The sequence below is a fragment of the Enterococcus sp. AZ194 genome (assembly GCF_051713825.1).
Taxonomy (GTDB): Bacteria; Bacillota; Bacilli; order Lactobacillales; family Enterococcaceae; genus Enterococcus_K.
In genome coordinates this window covers 3,634,026-3,649,686 of the sequence record NZ_JBIOQR010000001.1, presented here as the reverse complement: position 1 = coordinate 3,649,686, position 15,661 = coordinate 3,634,026, and the positions used below count along the sequence as shown (strand labels likewise).

General features: G+C 37.5%; 16 protein-coding genes. 13 read left to right on the top strand and 3 right to left on the bottom strand.

Annotated features, from left to right (window positions below):
* Positions 1 to 2 precede the first annotated feature (2 nt).
* Genes IGI37_RS16980 through IGI37_RS16965 form a run of 4 tightly spaced genes read left to right on the top strand, consistent with a single transcriptional unit; the run spans position 3 to position 3,743 of the window.
* Complete coding sequence (locus IGI37_RS16980) at positions 3 to 884, top strand: dienelactone hydrolase family protein (protein ID WP_438763261.1); 882 nt, start codon at positions 3 to 5, stop codon at positions 882 to 884.
* Positions 881 to 1,774 carry a pectinesterase family protein gene (locus tag IGI37_RS16975; protein WP_438763259.1) on the top strand — a complete coding sequence of 298 codons (894 nt, stop codon included), beginning with the start codon at positions 881 to 883 and terminating at the stop codon, positions 1,772 to 1,774. Before IGI37_RS16980 ends, IGI37_RS16975 begins: the two co-directional genes overlap by 4 nt.
* A gap of 3 nt (positions 1,775 to 1,777) precedes the next feature.
* Complete coding sequence (locus IGI37_RS16970; RefSeq protein WP_438763258.1) at positions 1,778 to 2,194, top strand: DUF4064 domain-containing protein; 417 nt, start codon at positions 1,778 to 1,780, stop codon at positions 2,192 to 2,194.
* Complete coding sequence (locus tag IGI37_RS16965) at positions 2,187 to 3,743, top strand: glycoside hydrolase family 43 protein (protein ID WP_438763257.1); 1,557 nt, start codon at positions 2,187 to 2,189, stop codon at positions 3,741 to 3,743. The genes IGI37_RS16970 and IGI37_RS16965 overlap by 8 nt, the downstream gene beginning before the upstream one ends.
* Before the next feature lie 88 nt (positions 3,744 to 3,831).
* Here the strand turns inward: IGI37_RS16965 and IGI37_RS16960 are convergent, their stop codons facing one another.
* The 3 genes from IGI37_RS16960 to IGI37_RS16950 all read right to left on the bottom strand — a co-directional run bounded on the left by IGI37_RS16960 (position 3,832) and on the right by IGI37_RS16950 (position 7,726).
* Positions 3,832 to 4,932 carry a mandelate racemase/muconate lactonizing enzyme family protein gene (locus IGI37_RS16960; protein WP_438763256.1) on the bottom strand — a complete coding sequence of 367 codons (1,101 nt, stop codon included), beginning with the start codon at positions 4,930 to 4,932 and terminating at the stop codon, positions 3,832 to 3,834.
* 207 nt (positions 4,933 to 5,139) lie between these two features.
* Positions 5,140 to 6,165 carry an LPXTG cell wall anchor domain-containing protein gene (locus IGI37_RS16955; RefSeq protein WP_438763254.1) on the bottom strand — a complete coding sequence of 342 codons (1,026 nt, stop codon included), beginning with the start codon at positions 6,163 to 6,165 and terminating at the stop codon, positions 5,140 to 5,142.
* A gap of 709 nt (positions 6,166 to 6,874) precedes the next feature.
* Entirely contained in the window at positions 6,875 to 7,726 is an 852-nt protein-coding gene (locus IGI37_RS16950) for a MurR/RpiR family transcriptional regulator (RefSeq protein ID WP_438763253.1), read from the bottom strand.
* A 146-nt stretch (positions 7,727 to 7,872) separates the two neighbouring features.
* Here IGI37_RS16950 and gnd point away from each other — a divergent pair, with 146 nt between their 5' ends.
* The 9 genes from gnd to uxuA all read left to right on the top strand — a co-directional run bounded on the left by gnd (position 7,873) and on the right by uxuA (position 15,656).
* Entirely contained in the window at positions 7,873 to 8,772 is a 900-nt protein-coding gene (gene gnd, locus IGI37_RS16945; protein WP_438763252.1) for a phosphogluconate dehydrogenase (NAD(+)-dependent, decarboxylating), read from the top strand.
* Positions 8,773 to 8,788: 16 nt separating this feature from the next.
* Positions 8,789 to 9,811: a D-isomer specific 2-hydroxyacid dehydrogenase family protein gene (locus IGI37_RS16940; RefSeq protein ID WP_438763251.1), complete on the top strand. Its 1,023-nt coding sequence runs from the start codon at positions 8,789 to 8,791 to the stop codon at positions 9,809 to 9,811.
* A complete protein-coding gene (locus IGI37_RS16935) occupies positions 9,808 to 10,911 on the top strand; it encodes an iron-containing alcohol dehydrogenase family protein (RefSeq protein ID WP_438763250.1) in 1,104 nt (367 codons plus the stop codon). The genes IGI37_RS16940 and IGI37_RS16935 overlap by 4 nt, the downstream gene beginning before the upstream one ends.
* Positions 10,912 to 10,921: 10 nt before the next feature.
* On the top strand, positions 10,922 to 11,746 hold the full coding sequence (locus IGI37_RS16930) for a PTS mannose/fructose/sorbose/N-acetylgalactosamine transporter subunit IIC (protein ID WP_438763248.1): 825 nt from the start codon (positions 10,922 to 10,924) through the stop codon (positions 11,744 to 11,746).
* Between the two features lie 19 nt (positions 11,747 to 11,765).
* The gene (locus IGI37_RS16925; protein ID WP_438763247.1) at positions 11,766 to 12,623 is read left to right on the top strand and encodes a PTS system mannose/fructose/sorbose family transporter subunit IID; all 858 of its coding nucleotides are present in this window, start codon (positions 11,766 to 11,768) and stop codon (positions 12,621 to 12,623) included.
* A gap of 17 nt (positions 12,624 to 12,640) precedes the next feature.
* Entirely contained in the window at positions 12,641 to 13,147 is a 507-nt protein-coding gene (locus IGI37_RS16920; protein ID WP_438763246.1) for a PTS system mannose/fructose/N-acetylgalactosamine-transporter subunit IIB, read from the top strand.
* 64 nt (positions 13,148 to 13,211) lie between these two features.
* The gene (locus tag IGI37_RS16915; protein ID WP_438763245.1) at positions 13,212 to 14,096 is read left to right on the top strand and encodes a hypothetical protein; all 885 of its coding nucleotides are present in this window, start codon (positions 13,212 to 13,214) and stop codon (positions 14,094 to 14,096) included.
* A gap of 21 nt (positions 14,097 to 14,117) precedes the next feature.
* Entirely contained in the window at positions 14,118 to 14,564 is a 447-nt protein-coding gene (locus tag IGI37_RS16910) for a PTS sugar transporter subunit IIA (protein WP_438763244.1), read from the top strand.
* 18 nt (positions 14,565 to 14,582) lie between these two features.
* Positions 14,583 to 15,656: a mannonate dehydratase gene (gene uxuA, locus IGI37_RS16905; protein ID WP_438763243.1), complete on the top strand. Its 1,074-nt coding sequence runs from the start codon at positions 14,583 to 14,585 to the stop codon at positions 15,654 to 15,656.
* The last annotated feature ends 5 nt before the right edge of the window (positions 15,657 to 15,661 follow it).

Here is a 15,661-nt window from a genome sequence, read left to right as displayed (position 1 = left end):
CGATGAATGTAATCGACTTATTAGGTAAGCGCTCTGTTCCTAAGAATCCCCAACACAAAAAAATTAGTTCACAGAAACGAGAGAGCTATTTAGTTGAACAGTATCAATTAGAGTTGAATGCAATTGAGTCTGTTCCAGCTTTATGCGTCAAGCCGTTAACAAAAGGCTCTCATCCTGTCGTTTTGTTTCAGCATTCTCATGGTGGCAATTTTGAGGTTGGGAAAACGGAGCTTTTAGAAGGTTCACCCTATCTGGCTACTCCTAATTTTGCCAAAACATTGACAGATAAGGGGTACGCAGTGTGGGCGATTGATGCATGGGGTTTTGAAGAAAGAAGTGGAATTGCTGAAAGTGAATTGGTCAAAGAATTTCTTTTAACTGGCCGAACACTTTGGGGGATGCGTTTGTTTGATATACAAGCACTGATTGATTATTTGCAGACAAGAGAAGATATGGATGTCTCTTCTCTTGCGACAATTGGTATGTCGATGGGCGGACTACTGAGCTGGTGGTTGACTGCTATCGATCCACGAGTTCAGGTATGTATTGATATTGCTGCACAGGTGGACATTGAGACTTTGCTCGTGCATAGAAGGTTAGATCATCATGGGTTCTATTATTATGTGCCCAATCTATTGACTCATTTTTCTACTGCTGAGATTCAAGGAATGATTGCCCCCAGAGCACGCATGAGTTTGGTGGGAAAACAAGATACCATGTGTTTGAACGAAGGGGTCGAGAAATTAGCTAACTATCTCCGCGGTGTTTATAAAAAACACAATGCCTTACAGGCTTTTGTATCTAAATCACTAACAGGTGGTCATATGGAAACCTCTGAAATGCGTTATGAATGGTGCCAGTTTTTAAAGGAGCATACAAAATGAAAGAAGTCATCATAGGGAATCAGACATTCTGTCAATTTCCCTCAATCCAAGAAGGGCTTGATTATTTAGCAGATATGCCAGAAGGAGAGGAAAAACAATTAACCATTCTGGAAGGAACATATAATGAAACACTAACAAGTTATGTTTCGAATTTAAGGATCCAAGGAGTTGGACAGGTCAGAATTGTTGGGCACTTTGGAGCAAGAGAGACACTTCTTGATGGTTCTGAGCGTGGGACCTTTCGAACAGCGACCTTTTTTGTAGAAGGTGAGAATATCATCATAGAAAACATAAGTATTGAAAATCAAGCTGGACCAGGAACGATAGCTGGTCAAGCGGTGGCGCTGTTTAATTATGGGCACCAAGTGAGTGTCAGAAATTGCCGACTTCTTGGTCATCAAGATACGCTTTGTACAGGTCCGCTTCCTGACTGCCAAAAAGATGGGACACCTTTTTTGAGCCCAATTAAGAAGCCAAGAACTTGGTGTTATCAAAAATATGAGCATTGTTTTATTTCAGGGACAATTGATTTTATTTTTGGCGGGGCCGATGCGGTGTTTGAAAATTGTCAGCTGCATAGTTTAGCAAAAGATGGTCGTGGATATATAACAGCGGCTTCTACACCAGAAAATCAGAATCACGGGTATTCGTTTGTGCAATGTTACCTTAGTGCCGAGCCCAACACACAGAATGTCTATCTAGGAAGACCTTGGAGACCCTATGCCAAAACAATATTTAAACATTGTTTTTTGGGAGAGCATATCGCACCTGAGGGATGGAGTAATTGGGGCAACCCTCAAAATGAACAGACGGTTAGTTACTATGAAATAGAAAACTATGGTACGCAAAATAAGCGGCCTAGTTGGATAAAAAGAAGTGAGGAGACGTAGCTTATGAAACGAAAATGGGAAATAATAGCGGGAAGTGTAGGCGGCATCACGTCATTAATTTTCTTTGGTGGGGTTTCTGTAACAATGAAACAAATGTCATTAGAGGAATTTACGGCTGTTTATCGTGACTTTATAAAAGATAGTCGCATCTCAACAACAACTGCGTATGAGTTATTAACGAATATGACTAATTATTTTGCACTCGCACTATTTTTATCGATTATTTTATTAATGATAGGGATTTGTTTTTCTATTAAAGATAAATATCTAGTTATAGCAGTCGTTTTGTACGGTATGGCAGGAATAGTTCTCTTGTTTGGTACGCAGCTGCTTGCTTTCCCATTCTCGTTTTTCTATTTTGTTGCTTGCGTTTTAGCTGTCTATCGCTTAATCAAAAGAAGGGAAACGAATCATGTATAAAACAAAAATTAAAAATCCAATTTTAAGAGGATTTAATCCAGATCCTAACATAATACGTGTAGATGATACGTATTATTTAGTGGTCTCATCGTTTGAATGGTTACCTGGTGTAAGAGCGTATCAGTCAAACGATTTAGTTAATTGGACGCATGCTACAGATATTTTGACAAACCAAGTAAACTTACAAGGCAACCCACTGAATTGTAGTATTTGGGCACCTCAGTTAAGTTATTCAAACGGGAAGTTTTATTTAATTTATACCGACGTAAAAAGTACCGCTCGACCGTTTAAGGATTCACATAACTATTTAATTACAGCAACGGATATTACGGGGCCTTGGTCTGAGCCTATTTATCTTAATAGTAGTGGGTTTGATCCATCTCTTTTCCATGATGTAGATGGGCGTAAATGGTTACTAAATGAAATCTGGGATTATCGAATGACTACAGGAAACAAGTCTGCCGGAATTGTTTTGCAGGAATATAAGGAGGAGCAAGAAGAGTTAATCGGGCCTGTGTATAAAATATTTGATGGGACAGACTTAGCGAAAACAGAAGCGCCTCATATCTATTTACATGAAGGGTATTATTATTTAATTACTGCTGAAGGAGGGACGGGGACTGGACATACGGTCACTGTTTGCCGGTCAAAATCCATCACAGGGCCATACGAGCTTGATAAAAGACCCCTTCTGACAGCAAGTGACAAACCGGATTCACCTTTACAATGTTCAGGGCACGGTAGTTTGGTTGAGACTCCTAAGGGCAAATGGTACATGGCTTATTTGTGTACACGTCCTATGAATGGTGCAGCAATTTTAGGGAGAGAAACGGCCATTCAAGAGGTCGTTTGGAAAGATCAGTGGTTGCGCTTAGAGACAGGCGGAGATGGTCCGGCAAGTGAAACGATTATTGAGACTAACGAACCAATCGTTCAGCATTTTCAAACAGATTTTCATGATGATTTTTCTGGGGAGTTGTTGACCGAATGGAATGCTTTACGAATCATGCCTGACAGTAGCTGGTGCAGTACCCAAGTAAATCCGGGTTATTTACGGATAACTTCTGGGGAATCTATTCAATCGCTTTTTGACAATCACATCTTAGCCATTCGACAAAAGGATTTTTCGTTTGAAGCTCAGACTAGAGTAAAGTTTGAACCGCAAACATTTAATCAAATGTCTGGTCTAACCCTTTTCTTAAATAATCAGAATTATATGTATTGTTATATTACATGGGATGAAACGCAGGGGAAAGTGATTCGTTTTCTTTCATCAGTGGATGGCGAATACGAGCTATCAGAGGAAATGATTCCAATCAAAGAGGACTGGATTACGTTAAAAGTTGTCGTTAGTGGTCCTGTTGGGAAGTTTTATTATAGAGAAGATGAAAAACACCCTTGGCAACAAGTTGGGATGCCACAAGATATGTCGACTTTAGCTGGCGGCTTTACAGGAAATTTTGTCGGAATAGGCACACATGATATGGATAGAAAAAGTGGCTGCTTTAGTGAGTTTGATTATTTTATCTACAAAGGATTAGATAAATAGTTGGCACTACTTAACAAGTAAAGAGAGTAAGACAATCGTCAGATAGTTTCTGACGTTCGTCTCGCTCTCTTCATTTTTTTAGAGTTATCTAAAAAGCTGTTTTAAATGGTGCTAGTTTTTCCCAGTCGAAGCTGACGCCGATTCCAGGTTCTTCCGGAGCAACGGCCATTCCGTCTGTTTTGTCAATAACAAGTGGTCTTGTTGTATATTGGTCAATTGGGAAGCTGTGCATCTCCAGATAACCAGCATTTGGTTGAGCAGCTAATAAACTGACATGAAGTTCTTGCATCCCATGAGTTGAGACAGAAAGGTTATGTGTTTGTGCTAAAGCAGCAACCTTCAACCAACCTGTAATTCCACCGATGTTTGAAGCGTCAGGCTGTGGAAAATCAACATGACCATAATTAATCATATGCATAAATTCGATGGGTGTTCGTAAGTTTTCCCCACCTGCAACAGCAATGTGACCTTCTTCTGCAATTCGAGCATAACCTTCATAATCTTCTGGAATCGTGGGTTCTTCTAAGAACAAGATATCATATGGAGCCATTAATTTTGCTGCTTTGATGGCCTTTTCAACAGACCAACTCATATTTGCATCGACCATAAAAGTAGTTTCTGGGCCAATGAGTTCGCGAACTGCTTTTATCCGCTCAATATCTTCTGTTAAAGTTTTTTGTCCAAGTTTTATTTTAACGGCCTTTAGACCCATATCTAAGTATTTTTGATTGTTTTTAAGTAGTTTTTCAAGAGGGAAGTTCAAATCGATTGCTCCACCATAACATTTTACTTTATTGCTATGACCGCCAAGTAATTTATATAACGGCTCATTCGCTTTTTTCGCCCGTAAATCCCATAAGGCAATATCGCAAGCTGCAATAGCAAAACTAGCTAATCCACCACGCGCAACATAATGAATTCCCCAGTTCATTTTATCCCATAAAGATTCAACACAGCTAGGGTCTTTGTTGATTAAAATCGCTTTCAATTCTTTGTCAATTAGTTTTGCAATGGACTCGCCACCAAAACCGCCAGTGTAAGTATAACCAACTCCGGTCCGTCCGTCATCAGTTGTGATTTTTACAATAGGCACTTCAAAGTGTGTATGAAGACCATGTTTGGCGTCCTCCATAATCTCTGGTAAGGGGATTCGATAATATTCTGTAGTGACATCAATAATTTTTGACATTTTCATTCCTCCTATTTTTTTGAATGTTAACGTGTGCATTGTTATCATAACACATTTCTTATATTTTTAAAAGAATCTGCTTTATCCTAGAAAACATAGTTAGCGTAGGTGGTTTTGATTGTTATCTGACGCACAAAAATATAAGCCCGTAACATTTTTGATGAAAATGCTAAGGGCTTATAGAATGAATCTGTATTTAAAGGATTTTTATTTTTTCTTTCTTCTAAAAATCATAAATAGAATGACAATCACAACCAGAAGGCCTCCGATGACGGTTAACCAAACTTTTCTTTGTTCGCCAGTTTTTGGCAAGAACCCTGTTTTCTTATCATCTTTGTCTTTTTTGTTCTCTTTTGCAGGTGTACTTTCTTGTGCTTTTTGAGAAGAGCTTGTTTCCTCAACAGTTGAGCTCCCTGTGGTTGGTTGGAGAGCTGCGCCACTTAGCACGTCTTGGTTTTCAGAGTAGTTAATAATCCAACCAATCACACCTGGAAATAACCAACCTTGTTGTTCGATAATCTTTTTTTGAATAGGAGAAATATATTTTAAGATATTTGTTAATTCATCACGATCAAGTTTTGGCATTGCCATAAAAGAACTTGTCGTAGGGTAAAGCGCGTCTAAATAATTTTCTAATTGATCAATTGATGAAATCATATCCAATGTGTTTGTGTAATCACTTGGATCATAGAATAAAATAGGTTCAATTTCGTCCCACGAAAGAGTTTTATCTTTGTACAGAGCTTGAAGGACACGCGCGTAGCCGCCAATATCTAACCCATAGACATCTGTACTATATCTTATTGTAAGTGTCATCGCATTAAGTAATTGTTCATCAGAATAAGAATCTACTTCCTCGGGTAAAATAATTGATTTCATGTAGTCTGCTTTTAAGCTTTTGCGTAGATCTTCTGCTGAATCAAGATGATCAACTTTTTCAGAGGCGGTAGCAGCCTTTACGCCGACTTTTTCTTCAATGGTACTTTTTACATCTTCTTTTTCAGGTATTACATCAACAGAATCAGGAACAGTAGCTTCAGAATCACTAGTATCCGTCTCAGCTTTTTCTGTAGAGGTACTGCTAACTTCACTAGATTCAATTTCAGAAGAAAGCGCAGTTTCTTCAGTAGAATTTGTGGTCAGACTTTCCATCGTACTTGAGTCGACCGTATTTGCGATAGCGGTTAGTGGAAATAAAAGAATAAGTGCTGCTGATAATAAATATTTTTTCATTTTGTCATCCCCTTGATATGTTTGTAATATAAATGTAACACAAAAATCGTAGAAGTAAATAACAAATCACCTATTACTTTACTATTTTATTCGATATTTAATAAAATTTAAGGATTACTACGTAAAAACTAGTGAATGAATGGTACCTCACGAGTTCTCTTTCACCCAAAGAATAGAACAAATACATTTAGTCAAGTTGATAATCTCAAAAAAGGAGGTGTATCCGAAATCACTAGGAGGCTAGGACGTAACTTTATAAGTGATGTCCTAGCCTCTCCTTATCCGAATAAAAGCCGAGCACAGCAAGAAACTCCATCTGCAGTTGTTTCGCTCTCAACAACTTCTACGCATGAGACATGCTAGAATTGAAGGTTCTTATTGCTGTAAAACACAACGAAGTATGAGTTGATGTTGCACAGTACCTACCCGGTGCTGTAAAACACAACGAAGTATGAGTTGATGTTGCACAGTACCTACCCGGTGCTGTAAAACACAACGAAGTATGAGTTGATGTTGCACAGTACCTACTCGGTGCTGTAAAACACAACGAAGCATGAGTTGATGTTGCATAGTATCTACTCGGTTCTCGGAGTGAAACACTTCTGTTTCAATCTCGTTTTCTATTCACTGTCCTTGACAAAGGTCGTTTTACTCTGTTGTAAGGTGTTCAAGTATTTAAGAATATAGAAATCCATTGCTCAACTCATTTTCAATCATTCTTAGTGGTAGAAATGACACTTCTCACCTTTGAAATGGAACGATAAGACTCTTCTCGATTTAAGAATCTAAAAATAACATATAGGGAATCAATAATACTTAATTGAGAAATTCTTGAAGAAAGAGCTTCAGAACGAAATTCAATCTCCTCTGCAATGGAAAGGAAGACGATATCCCCAATCTTAGCTAACTCAGATGCAGCGTGGCTAGTGATGACAATGACTTTAGCCCCTGTTTCTTTTGCGACTGTTGCAAGCTCGATGGTTTCTTTAGAGCTTCCCGAATGAGAAATGCAGAATGCACAATCAGTAGGACCTAATAATGAAGCCTCCATTAATTGGACGTGGTAGTCAGAACTATGCGTTACAGGGATAGAGGTTCTTAAAAATTTATGATAAGCATCTGTTGCAATAATCTCAGATCCACCGACACCAAAGAAATAGAAGCGTTTGGAATGAGTCATTATCTCCATAGCGGTATTAAGATCTTTTTCCTGAATCAAATTCATAGTGTCAGTAAGTGTGGTGATATTGGAAGTAAAAACTTTTTTTGCCATAATCAGCTCACTATCATTCTCTTTTATATTTTCGTGTATAGAGATTGAGGTGATGTCGTTTTCTTGAATTAACATTGCGACTTTAAAATCTTTAAACCCGTTATAGCCTAACTTTTTTGTGAATTGAAAAAAAGTAGAATCTGCTACTTCCAGAGTGCTTGATAAGTCACTTATTGAGCTTTGACTGACAATTTTAGGATTTTCGAGTATGTAGTTAGCAATTTTTTGTTCTTTAGGACTTAAATCATTATAGAGTGTTTTTATTTTTAAACGAATAGATATATCCAATGAAAGACCTCCTAATATAGATTGTTTTCTCACTACAAGAATACAAAATAAAAATGAAATAATCAAACAAAAACTTTTTTTGTGAATTATATTTACAAAAAAATATTTTTTTGTATAATGAAGTCATGGAGATTGGAGGCGCTTTTATGGAAGTGGGTATTGTTGGTCTTGGGAAGATGGGTCTTAATTTAGCATTAAATCTTAATGAACATCAGCATGAAGTGAAAGGTTTTGATTCATCTGTAGAAGTTAGTAAAGTTGCTGAGAGTCATGGAGTAGCTGTGTATCCGTCATTAGAGAATATGCTTAACGCCTTTAGTGAGAGAAGAATTATTTGGTTGATGTTGCCATCAGGACAGATAACTGAAAATGTCTTACAGGTACTTTTACAACAGTTAAGGCCAAACGACATTGTGATTGAAGGGGGCAATTCAAATTTTAAGGATTCCATAAGAAGGGCAGCTGAATTCAAAGAAAAAGGAATCAATTACCTTGATTGTGGAACTTCTGGCGGTATTTCAGGGGCAAGAAATAGCGCGTGCCTGATGATTGGTGGAGACAAAAAGATTTTTACCGAAATAGAAGTGATTTTCTCAGATGTTTCCATTGAAAAAGGCTATCTTTATTCCGGTAAATCGGGGAGTGGTCATTTCTTAAAAATGATTCATAACGGGATTGAGTATGGCATGATGCAAGCAATCGGTGAAGGCTTCCAATTGGTGGAACAAAGTACGTATGATTTTGAGTTATCGGAAGTAGCTAGAGTTTGGAATAATGGTTCAGTTATTAGAAGCTGGCTAATGGAAATCATGGAGGAACAGCTAAGTAAAAGTCCGAGATTAGAGAAGTATAAAGGAGTTGTCGATGCGTCCGGTGAAGCTAAATGGACAATTGAAACCGCTTTAGACATGGAAGTGCCAGTTCCTACAATCGCGTTAAGTTTATTTATGAGAAATTTATCACAAGAGGAGGATAGTTTTTCGGCAAAGGTAGTCTCAGCGCTTAGAAATGGTTTCGGTGGGCATGAAATTATTGAAACAAAATGAATCGAGGAATTGAAAAATGACAGATTATAAAATTGCAGTAGTGAATTCCAGTAGTTTTGGTAAAGTCTTTACGAAACATTTAGATGATTTGAAAGAGATTGGAAAAGTTAAGTTTTTTACTGTTGATAGTGAGATGGATGGAAAAGAGCTAGCAAACTTGTTGCAAGGGTTTAATATTGTTATTGCAAGTGTCACACCGTTTTTTGATAAGGAATTTTTCAGCCATAAAGATGAATTGTATTTAATTTCTAGACATGGAATAGGGTTCAATAATATAGATATTGAAGCGGCAAGAGCACATGATACGGTGGTTGCGATTGTTCCAGCACTAGTAGAAAGAGATGCAGTTGCCGAGAACAATATCACTAATTTACTCTCTCTTTTGCGATGTACGGCACGTTCATATAGTGAAGTGAAAAATGATCACTGGGAGAATAGAGCAGCATTTGTCGGCAGGAGCTTGTTTAATAAGACGGTCGGTGTAATTGGTGTAGGGAATACAGGAAGTGCAGTAGTTGAGATACTAAGAAATGGGTTTCGCTGTGATGTTTTAGCGTATGATCCTTTCAAGTCTGATTTATACATCCAAAGCTTTGGTGCAAAAAAAGTTTCACTGGATGAACTATTAAACAAATCAGATATTATCTGTTTGTGTGCGAATTTAACAGAAGAAAATTATCATATGTTATCAAATGATGAATTAGATAAAATGAAGACAGGAGTATTTATCTCTAATAGTGCAAGAGGGGCCTTGTTAGATGAGCAAGCGGTAGTTTGTGGTCTGTCTACTGGAAAGATTAAAGGACTTGCAACAGATGTATTAGAAGAAGAGCCAGGAAGAAATAATCATCCCTATCTCGAATTTGATAACGTAATAATGACACCGCATACATCGGCGTATACGCATGAATGCTTAGAAAAAATGGGCGAAAAATGTGTGGATGATGTCAAGCGTATAGTAAAGGGGGAATTACCTGATCGGGCTGTCCAAAGTAGTAGTAAGTATTTAGTTAAGAAAGGAAGTGGTATTCCAACATGAAAGCGTTGGAGATAAAAGTAGGACCGCAGTATTTTGAATATGCAGAAGGTGCGATAGCCAGGATTCCAGAATTATTAGATGAGTATAAGGCTAAAAATATTTTGATTGTACATGGAACCATCTCTTGGGAAAAAGCCAAACCCAAGCTTAGTTTCCTAGAGGAGTCCCCTAACCATCATTTTTATTACCATCAATACACAGGAGAATGCAGCTATTTCGGCGCTGAGTTAGTTACGAGAATGATAGACCAACATGGGATTGATTTTGTGATTGGGGTAGGTGGTGGGAAGCTAGCTGATCTGGTTGGTTATTCCAGTCATTTAGCTAATGTTCCATTTGGTATCGTCCCGACTTTGGCAAGTAATTGTGCACCTTGGGCTCCATTATCGGTCATGTACAAAGAAAGTGGAGAAGCAGAAGGAAAGACAGAATATTATAAACGCCAAGCAGCATTTTTAATCACGGATCCTCATCTAGTTATTGATGCCCCCGTTTCTTATTTTATTGCGGGGCTAGCGGATACTCTAGCTAAATGGTACGAATCTGAATGTATATTATCGCAAGAGTGGGTAAAAGAAGAACCGTTTCTATTAATGGCAAAAGGTGCTGCCCAGATGTGTCGAGAGCCTATTTTGGAAAATTATCAAGAGGCTATTAAGGATATGAAAATGAAAAAAGTCTCAAATGAATTCATTCAATTATCTGAAATCATCTTTGGTGTGGCAGGTCTTGTAGGTGGCTTAGGTGACAAATATGCTCGTAATGCAGCGGCTCACGCCATGCATGATGCAATGAGTAAATATATTGAAAAAAGTCATGAATACTTGCATGGTGAAAAGGTGGCGTACGGTATTTTTTACCAATTGGCATTAGAAGAAAAATGGTCATTGATTGATGAATTATTGCCACTATACAAAAATTTGAATTTGCCTGTCTCATTAAAAGATATGGGGATTATTCTTGAGGAGGATGAATTGATGGATGCGCTCATTGGTTTTATTGACACCAAGGAAAAAGTTCATTTGCTCCCAATTAAAATAACAAAAGAACGTTTAAGAAGTGCGCTAATTAAGCTTGAAGAATATATGGTAGAAAAATAGGAGGGAAATTATGGAAACACTAAGTATTATGCAGAGTTTGTTAATTGCGTTATGGGTAGCAGCAGTTATGTCTCGTTGGTTAGGAGGCGGAGCGACCTTAACTTTGCGTTTTTCACCATTGATGACCGGTTTAATTGTCGGGATTGTTATGGGAAAAGTTGCGGAGGCTATGATTGTAACCGCCGCTTTACAAATGATTTATATGGGTGTTTTTTCTCCAGGGGGCTCAATGCCTGCTGAACCATCGATTGCAGCGGCGATTGCTGTACCTGTGGCATTACTAGGGAACTTGAAACCAGAGGCCGCGATAGCGATTGCTGTACCAGTAGGGCTCTTAGGTAGTTATTTATATCAAGTGCGCTTTTTTATTAATACATTTTTAGGGAAATATACAGATAAAGCTGTTGAAAAGTTAGATTCGAAGGCTATGACGCGTTCAATTATTTGGTACCCAACGTTTGCCTCATTTATTTTATTTGTTCCATTGGTTTTTGTAGCTCTTTACTTTGGTGCGCCTTTAATCGCTGATGTTATTACAGCTTTGGAAGGGACAGTTGTTATCCATATTTTAGAGGTTGTCGGTGGTGGGCTAGCAGCTATCGGTATTGCAACGACAGTGTATGTTATTGGTAGAAAAGATTATATGGTCTTCTTTTTCTTAGCCTACTTCATGAGTGTCGTATTCAAGTCGCTAGAGATAACTATGGTTACTTATGCAATATTTGGTATTTTAATTGCCTTGATTTTTGTTAAATCTCAAAAAGGAAAAGTGGTAGCAGCGACAGAAGCAGTAGACGTTTCAATTGAAAATGATGATTATGATGATGGCTTTTAGTTTGATAGGAGGATAAAAAATGACAGAGATAAAAAAGATGAGTCCGGGCGCACCAGAAGAAATTACAACTAAGGATGTTACAAAGGCATATTTGCGTTGGCATTTTGCCAATGAAATTCCCCATTCTTTTGAACGCTATTTAGCTCCTTCACTCTTATATGCGATGATGCCGATTCTAAAGAAATTATATAAAGATGAAGAGTCTCTAAAAGCAGCCTATAAGCGACAATTGCTTTTCTTCAATACGCAATTAAGTTGGGGTGGTGGGGTCATCACTGGGCTTATGTCGTCCATGGAACAACAAAGAGCGCAAGAAGAACATGAACAAACAGAAATTCTGATGCAGGATGACTTAATGTATAATACTAAAGCTGGTTTAATGGGTGCATTAGCAGGAATAGGCGATGCGATAGACTCAGGAACAGTTCAGTATATTTTTATTGCGATTGCGATTCCTTGGGCACAACAAGGGAGTGCGCTTGGAGCCTTGTTTCCTTTTGTCGCATTTGCGCTATATCAAGTGATATTAGGTCTGTTTTTTGCACGACAATCATTTGCTATGGGCCGAAATGCTTCTGGTTTAATGCAAAGTGCAGGTATTCAGACAGCAATCGAAACGTTATCTGTGTTAGGGCTCTTTATGATGGGCATATTGGCAGGTAATTATGTGAAGGTTGCTTCAACTTTGAAATTTGATATTTCAGGTAAGGAGTTTGTTATTCAAGATATTTTGGATAGTATTATTCCCGGCTTGTTGCCTTTAGTTGTCGTTATGAGCGTGTATTGGTTCTATACAAAAAAAGGTCTGAAAGTAACCCAAGCATTACTTTGGTTAACGTTGTTGTTAATTGTTTTGGCAGGAATAGGAATACTATAGAAGGAGTGGTGTGATTTATGGGATTAGTTAACTTAGCACGAGTAGATGAGCGTTTGATTCATGGACAGGTAATGATGACACTGTCACAAAAGAGTGGTGTCAACTCAATTTTCGTGGTTGATGAGGTTGTAGCACAAGATAAATTTATGAGAGATTTATATAAAAATGCGGGTAGTCGAACAGGGCAAAAGACGATTGTCGTAACCCCTGAAAAAGCGGAATTCTATTGGGATGAATATCAATTTAAGGACTATAACTGTATCTTAATTTCGAAAACAATTAGTGTGATTTATGATTTGGTTAAACATGGTATCCCAATGAAAGAATTGAATATCGGGGGGATCGCTCAAAAGAATGCGGAGAAGGATCTTTTAGTAACGAAGTCTGTGTATCTAAATAAAGAAGACGCTCAGAGATTAAAAGAGCTGAACGAAGCTTACGGAGTCGAAAATATCTATTTTCAAGCAACGCCATCTGCACCTAAGTCCACATTAAAAGATGTTTTAAAGCAGTTTGATTTGTAAAGTTTTAGGGGAAGAAAGTTGTTTCTTTTACTCTTCTTTCTTCCCTAATTATGAGGTGAGTTCTATGGAAGAGAAAACGATGTTCGCTGATTGGGTGTTCAGATATCAGTATCTACATCCCACTCGGATTACGGAAAAAACGAAACAGAAATTCTTAAAGTCTCTACTCACAGATATAATGCAAATGAGGACAGATATCAAAGTTATAGAATATGACCGAAAAAAGAACACGGCTTCTCATAATTTATATGTTGGTAATATTACTAATGCTGATAAGATTATTTGTACCTATTATGATACACCACCAAATCATGTGGGAAGTTATCATTTTTTTGATGCAAAAGTACAAAAGAAAAAAACGACTCTGTTTATATTGATTAACTCCCTCGCGCTTATCGTGTTAGGCCTTTTAGGGACGGTGGGCATGTTAGGCTTTTTCATAAATTTTGAAACGATCTTTTCAGTACAGACACTCTGCGTTGCGTTTATTTATGCCCTCTATTTTTGCTTATTAGGGAAAGTGACTAAGGGGAATCTGTTTCAAAAGACATTGGTTAGAAATTCTTCTTCGGTGCTAACTATATTAAATATGATTAAAGAACAAAAAGAAGATAAGCGAGTGGCGTTTGCCTTTTTGGATGATGGATGTTATGGCGAACGGGGACTTGAAGTGATGCGTGTAGCTAGCAAGAAAAATGCTAAAATATTCTATTTGGATTCTATAGGATCAAACGAGCCCCTCACACTACTAGGAAAAGATTTTAAAAAAGCAGTGATTGAAAAGTATCACTTGAAACAAATCGATAGTTCAAAGTCAATTAATTATTTGTTTAGCTCACAAGAAATTATCGAAAATAATCAATCAATTTTTTTGCTTTCAAAAAAGAATCTCAAACAAAAAAAGATAAATATGACGAACATAAAGATCGCCTTAGAGTTATTAAATTAAAATGAAGAAAAGAGGTTTACTATGTTAGGAATTGTTATTGCCACACATGGTAAGTTGAGTGATGGATTAAAAGATGCCGCTGAAACAATCATGGGCGCTACGCATAATATTCAAACGGTCAGTTTAAATGCTGGCGATGAAATCCAACAGCTTGGTAAAAAAATTAAAGAGGCTATTATCGAAGTGAATCAAGGGGGCGGAGTGATTGTATTAGTAGATTTAGTGGGTGCGAGTCCGTACAATCAATCAGTTCTCGCAATTAATCAATTAGAAGAGACAATACAAGAATCAGTTTGTGTGATAGGTGGTGTAAATTTAGCGATGCTGCTAGAAACAATTAACCATCAAATACTAGAGACCCCTTTATCAGAAATTGCCGAATTGGTTATTATACAAGGGGAAAATAGCCTAGATAAATGGGACAGTGCGATGCAATCAAAAGAGGAAATGGATGAAGATGATTTTTAAAAGAAAGGAGATTTTATAATGAAATGGGGATTTAGATGGTACGGAGAATCAGATTCAATACCTTTAAAAAATGTTCGTCAAATACCAGGAATGCATGGGATAGTCGGAACACTTCTCAACAAGTTGCCAGGAGATATCTGGGAAATCAGCGAAATAGATAGATTAAAAAAATCAATAGAAAAAGAAAATCTTTCCCTTTTAGGTATTGAGAGTGTCGCTGTTCACGATTCAATCAAATCAGGTGCAGAGGATAGAGATAAATATATTGATAATTATATCCAAACAATTAAAAATTTAGCTACTTGTGATGTACACATGATTTGCTATAGTTTCAAACCTATCTTCGGTTGGGCTAAAACCAATCTTTTTTATGAAAACTCTGATGGTAGTTTTTCTTTAGTTTATGATCAGTCAGTGGTAGATGATATGGAACCAAGTGAGATGTATACGCTAATTCATAGTCAATCTAAAGGATTTAGACTTCCAGGATGGGAAGAAGAACGGCTCAACAAATTTAATCAATTAGTTGAACTGTACGATGGAGTGACTGAAGAAAAATTATTTGATAATTTAGCATATTTTTTACGGAGAATTATTCCAGTATGTGAAGAAATGGATGTAAGAATGGCGATTCATCCGGATGATCCACCTTGGGAAATTTTTGGCTTTCCAAGAATAACTAAGAATTTATCAGACTTGAAAAAAATTCTTAGCATAGTCGATTCACCCTATAATGGGGTAACCTTATGCACGGGTTCCTTAGGTGCAGATCCTACGAATGATATGGTTGAAATTATTCATACAATTAGCGATCGAATCAATTTTGTTCACTTCCGAAATGTTTTATTTATGGATGACAGAAAATTTAAAGAATCGGCACATTTAAGCTCTGAAGGATCTCTTGATATGTATGGAATTATGAAGGCTTTGGTTGATGTAGGCTACGATGGCGTGATTCGACCAGACCATGGTCGCACCATTTGGGGAGAAGTCGCCATGCCAGGATATGGATTATATGACCGAGCGATTGGAATTAGCTATTTACAAGGATTACACGAAGCGGTGACCAAAAGTAAACAAGCAGAGAAGTGATAGTT

Coding starts and splice junctions, on each gene's coding strand:
- IGI37_RS16940 (WP_438763251.1), top strand. CDS start 8,789: ATGACAGATTATAAAATTGCAGTAGTGAATTCCAGTAGTTTTGGTAAA.
- IGI37_RS16920 (WP_438763246.1), top strand. CDS start 12,641: ATGGGATTAGTTAACTTAGCACGAGTAGATGAGCGTTTGATTCATGGA.
- IGI37_RS16935 (WP_438763250.1), top strand. CDS start 9,808: ATGAAAGCGTTGGAGATAAAAGTAGGACCGCAGTATTTTGAATATGCA.
- IGI37_RS16925 (WP_438763247.1), top strand. CDS start 11,766: ATGACAGAGATAAAAAAGATGAGTCCGGGCGCACCAGAAGAAATTACA.
- IGI37_RS16955 (WP_438763254.1), bottom strand. CDS start 6,165: ATGAAAAAATATTTATTATCAGCAGCACTTATTCTTTTATTTCCACTA.
- IGI37_RS16930 (WP_438763248.1), top strand. CDS start 10,922: ATGGAAACACTAAGTATTATGCAGAGTTTGTTAATTGCGTTATGGGTA.
- uxuA (WP_438763243.1), top strand. CDS start 14,583: ATGAAATGGGGATTTAGATGGTACGGAGAATCAGATTCAATACCTTTA.
- IGI37_RS16980 (WP_438763261.1), top strand. CDS start 3: ATGAATGTAATCGACTTATTAGGTAAGCGCTCTGTTCCTAAGAATCCC.
- IGI37_RS16915 (WP_438763245.1), top strand. CDS start 13,212: ATGGAAGAGAAAACGATGTTCGCTGATTGGGTGTTCAGATATCAGTAT.
- IGI37_RS16910 (WP_438763244.1), top strand. CDS start 14,118: ATGTTAGGAATTGTTATTGCCACACATGGTAAGTTGAGTGATGGATTA.
- IGI37_RS16970 (WP_438763258.1), top strand. CDS start 1,778: ATGAAACGAAAATGGGAAATAATAGCGGGAAGTGTAGGCGGCATCACG.
- IGI37_RS16960 (WP_438763256.1), bottom strand. CDS start 4,932: ATGTCAAAAATTATTGATGTCACTACAGAATATTATCGAATCCCCTTA.
- IGI37_RS16975 (WP_438763259.1), top strand. CDS start 881: ATGAAAGAAGTCATCATAGGGAATCAGACATTCTGTCAATTTCCCTCA.
- gnd (WP_438763252.1), top strand. CDS start 7,873: ATGGAAGTGGGTATTGTTGGTCTTGGGAAGATGGGTCTTAATTTAGCA.
- IGI37_RS16965 (WP_438763257.1), top strand. CDS start 2,187: ATGTATAAAACAAAAATTAAAAATCCAATTTTAAGAGGATTTAATCCA.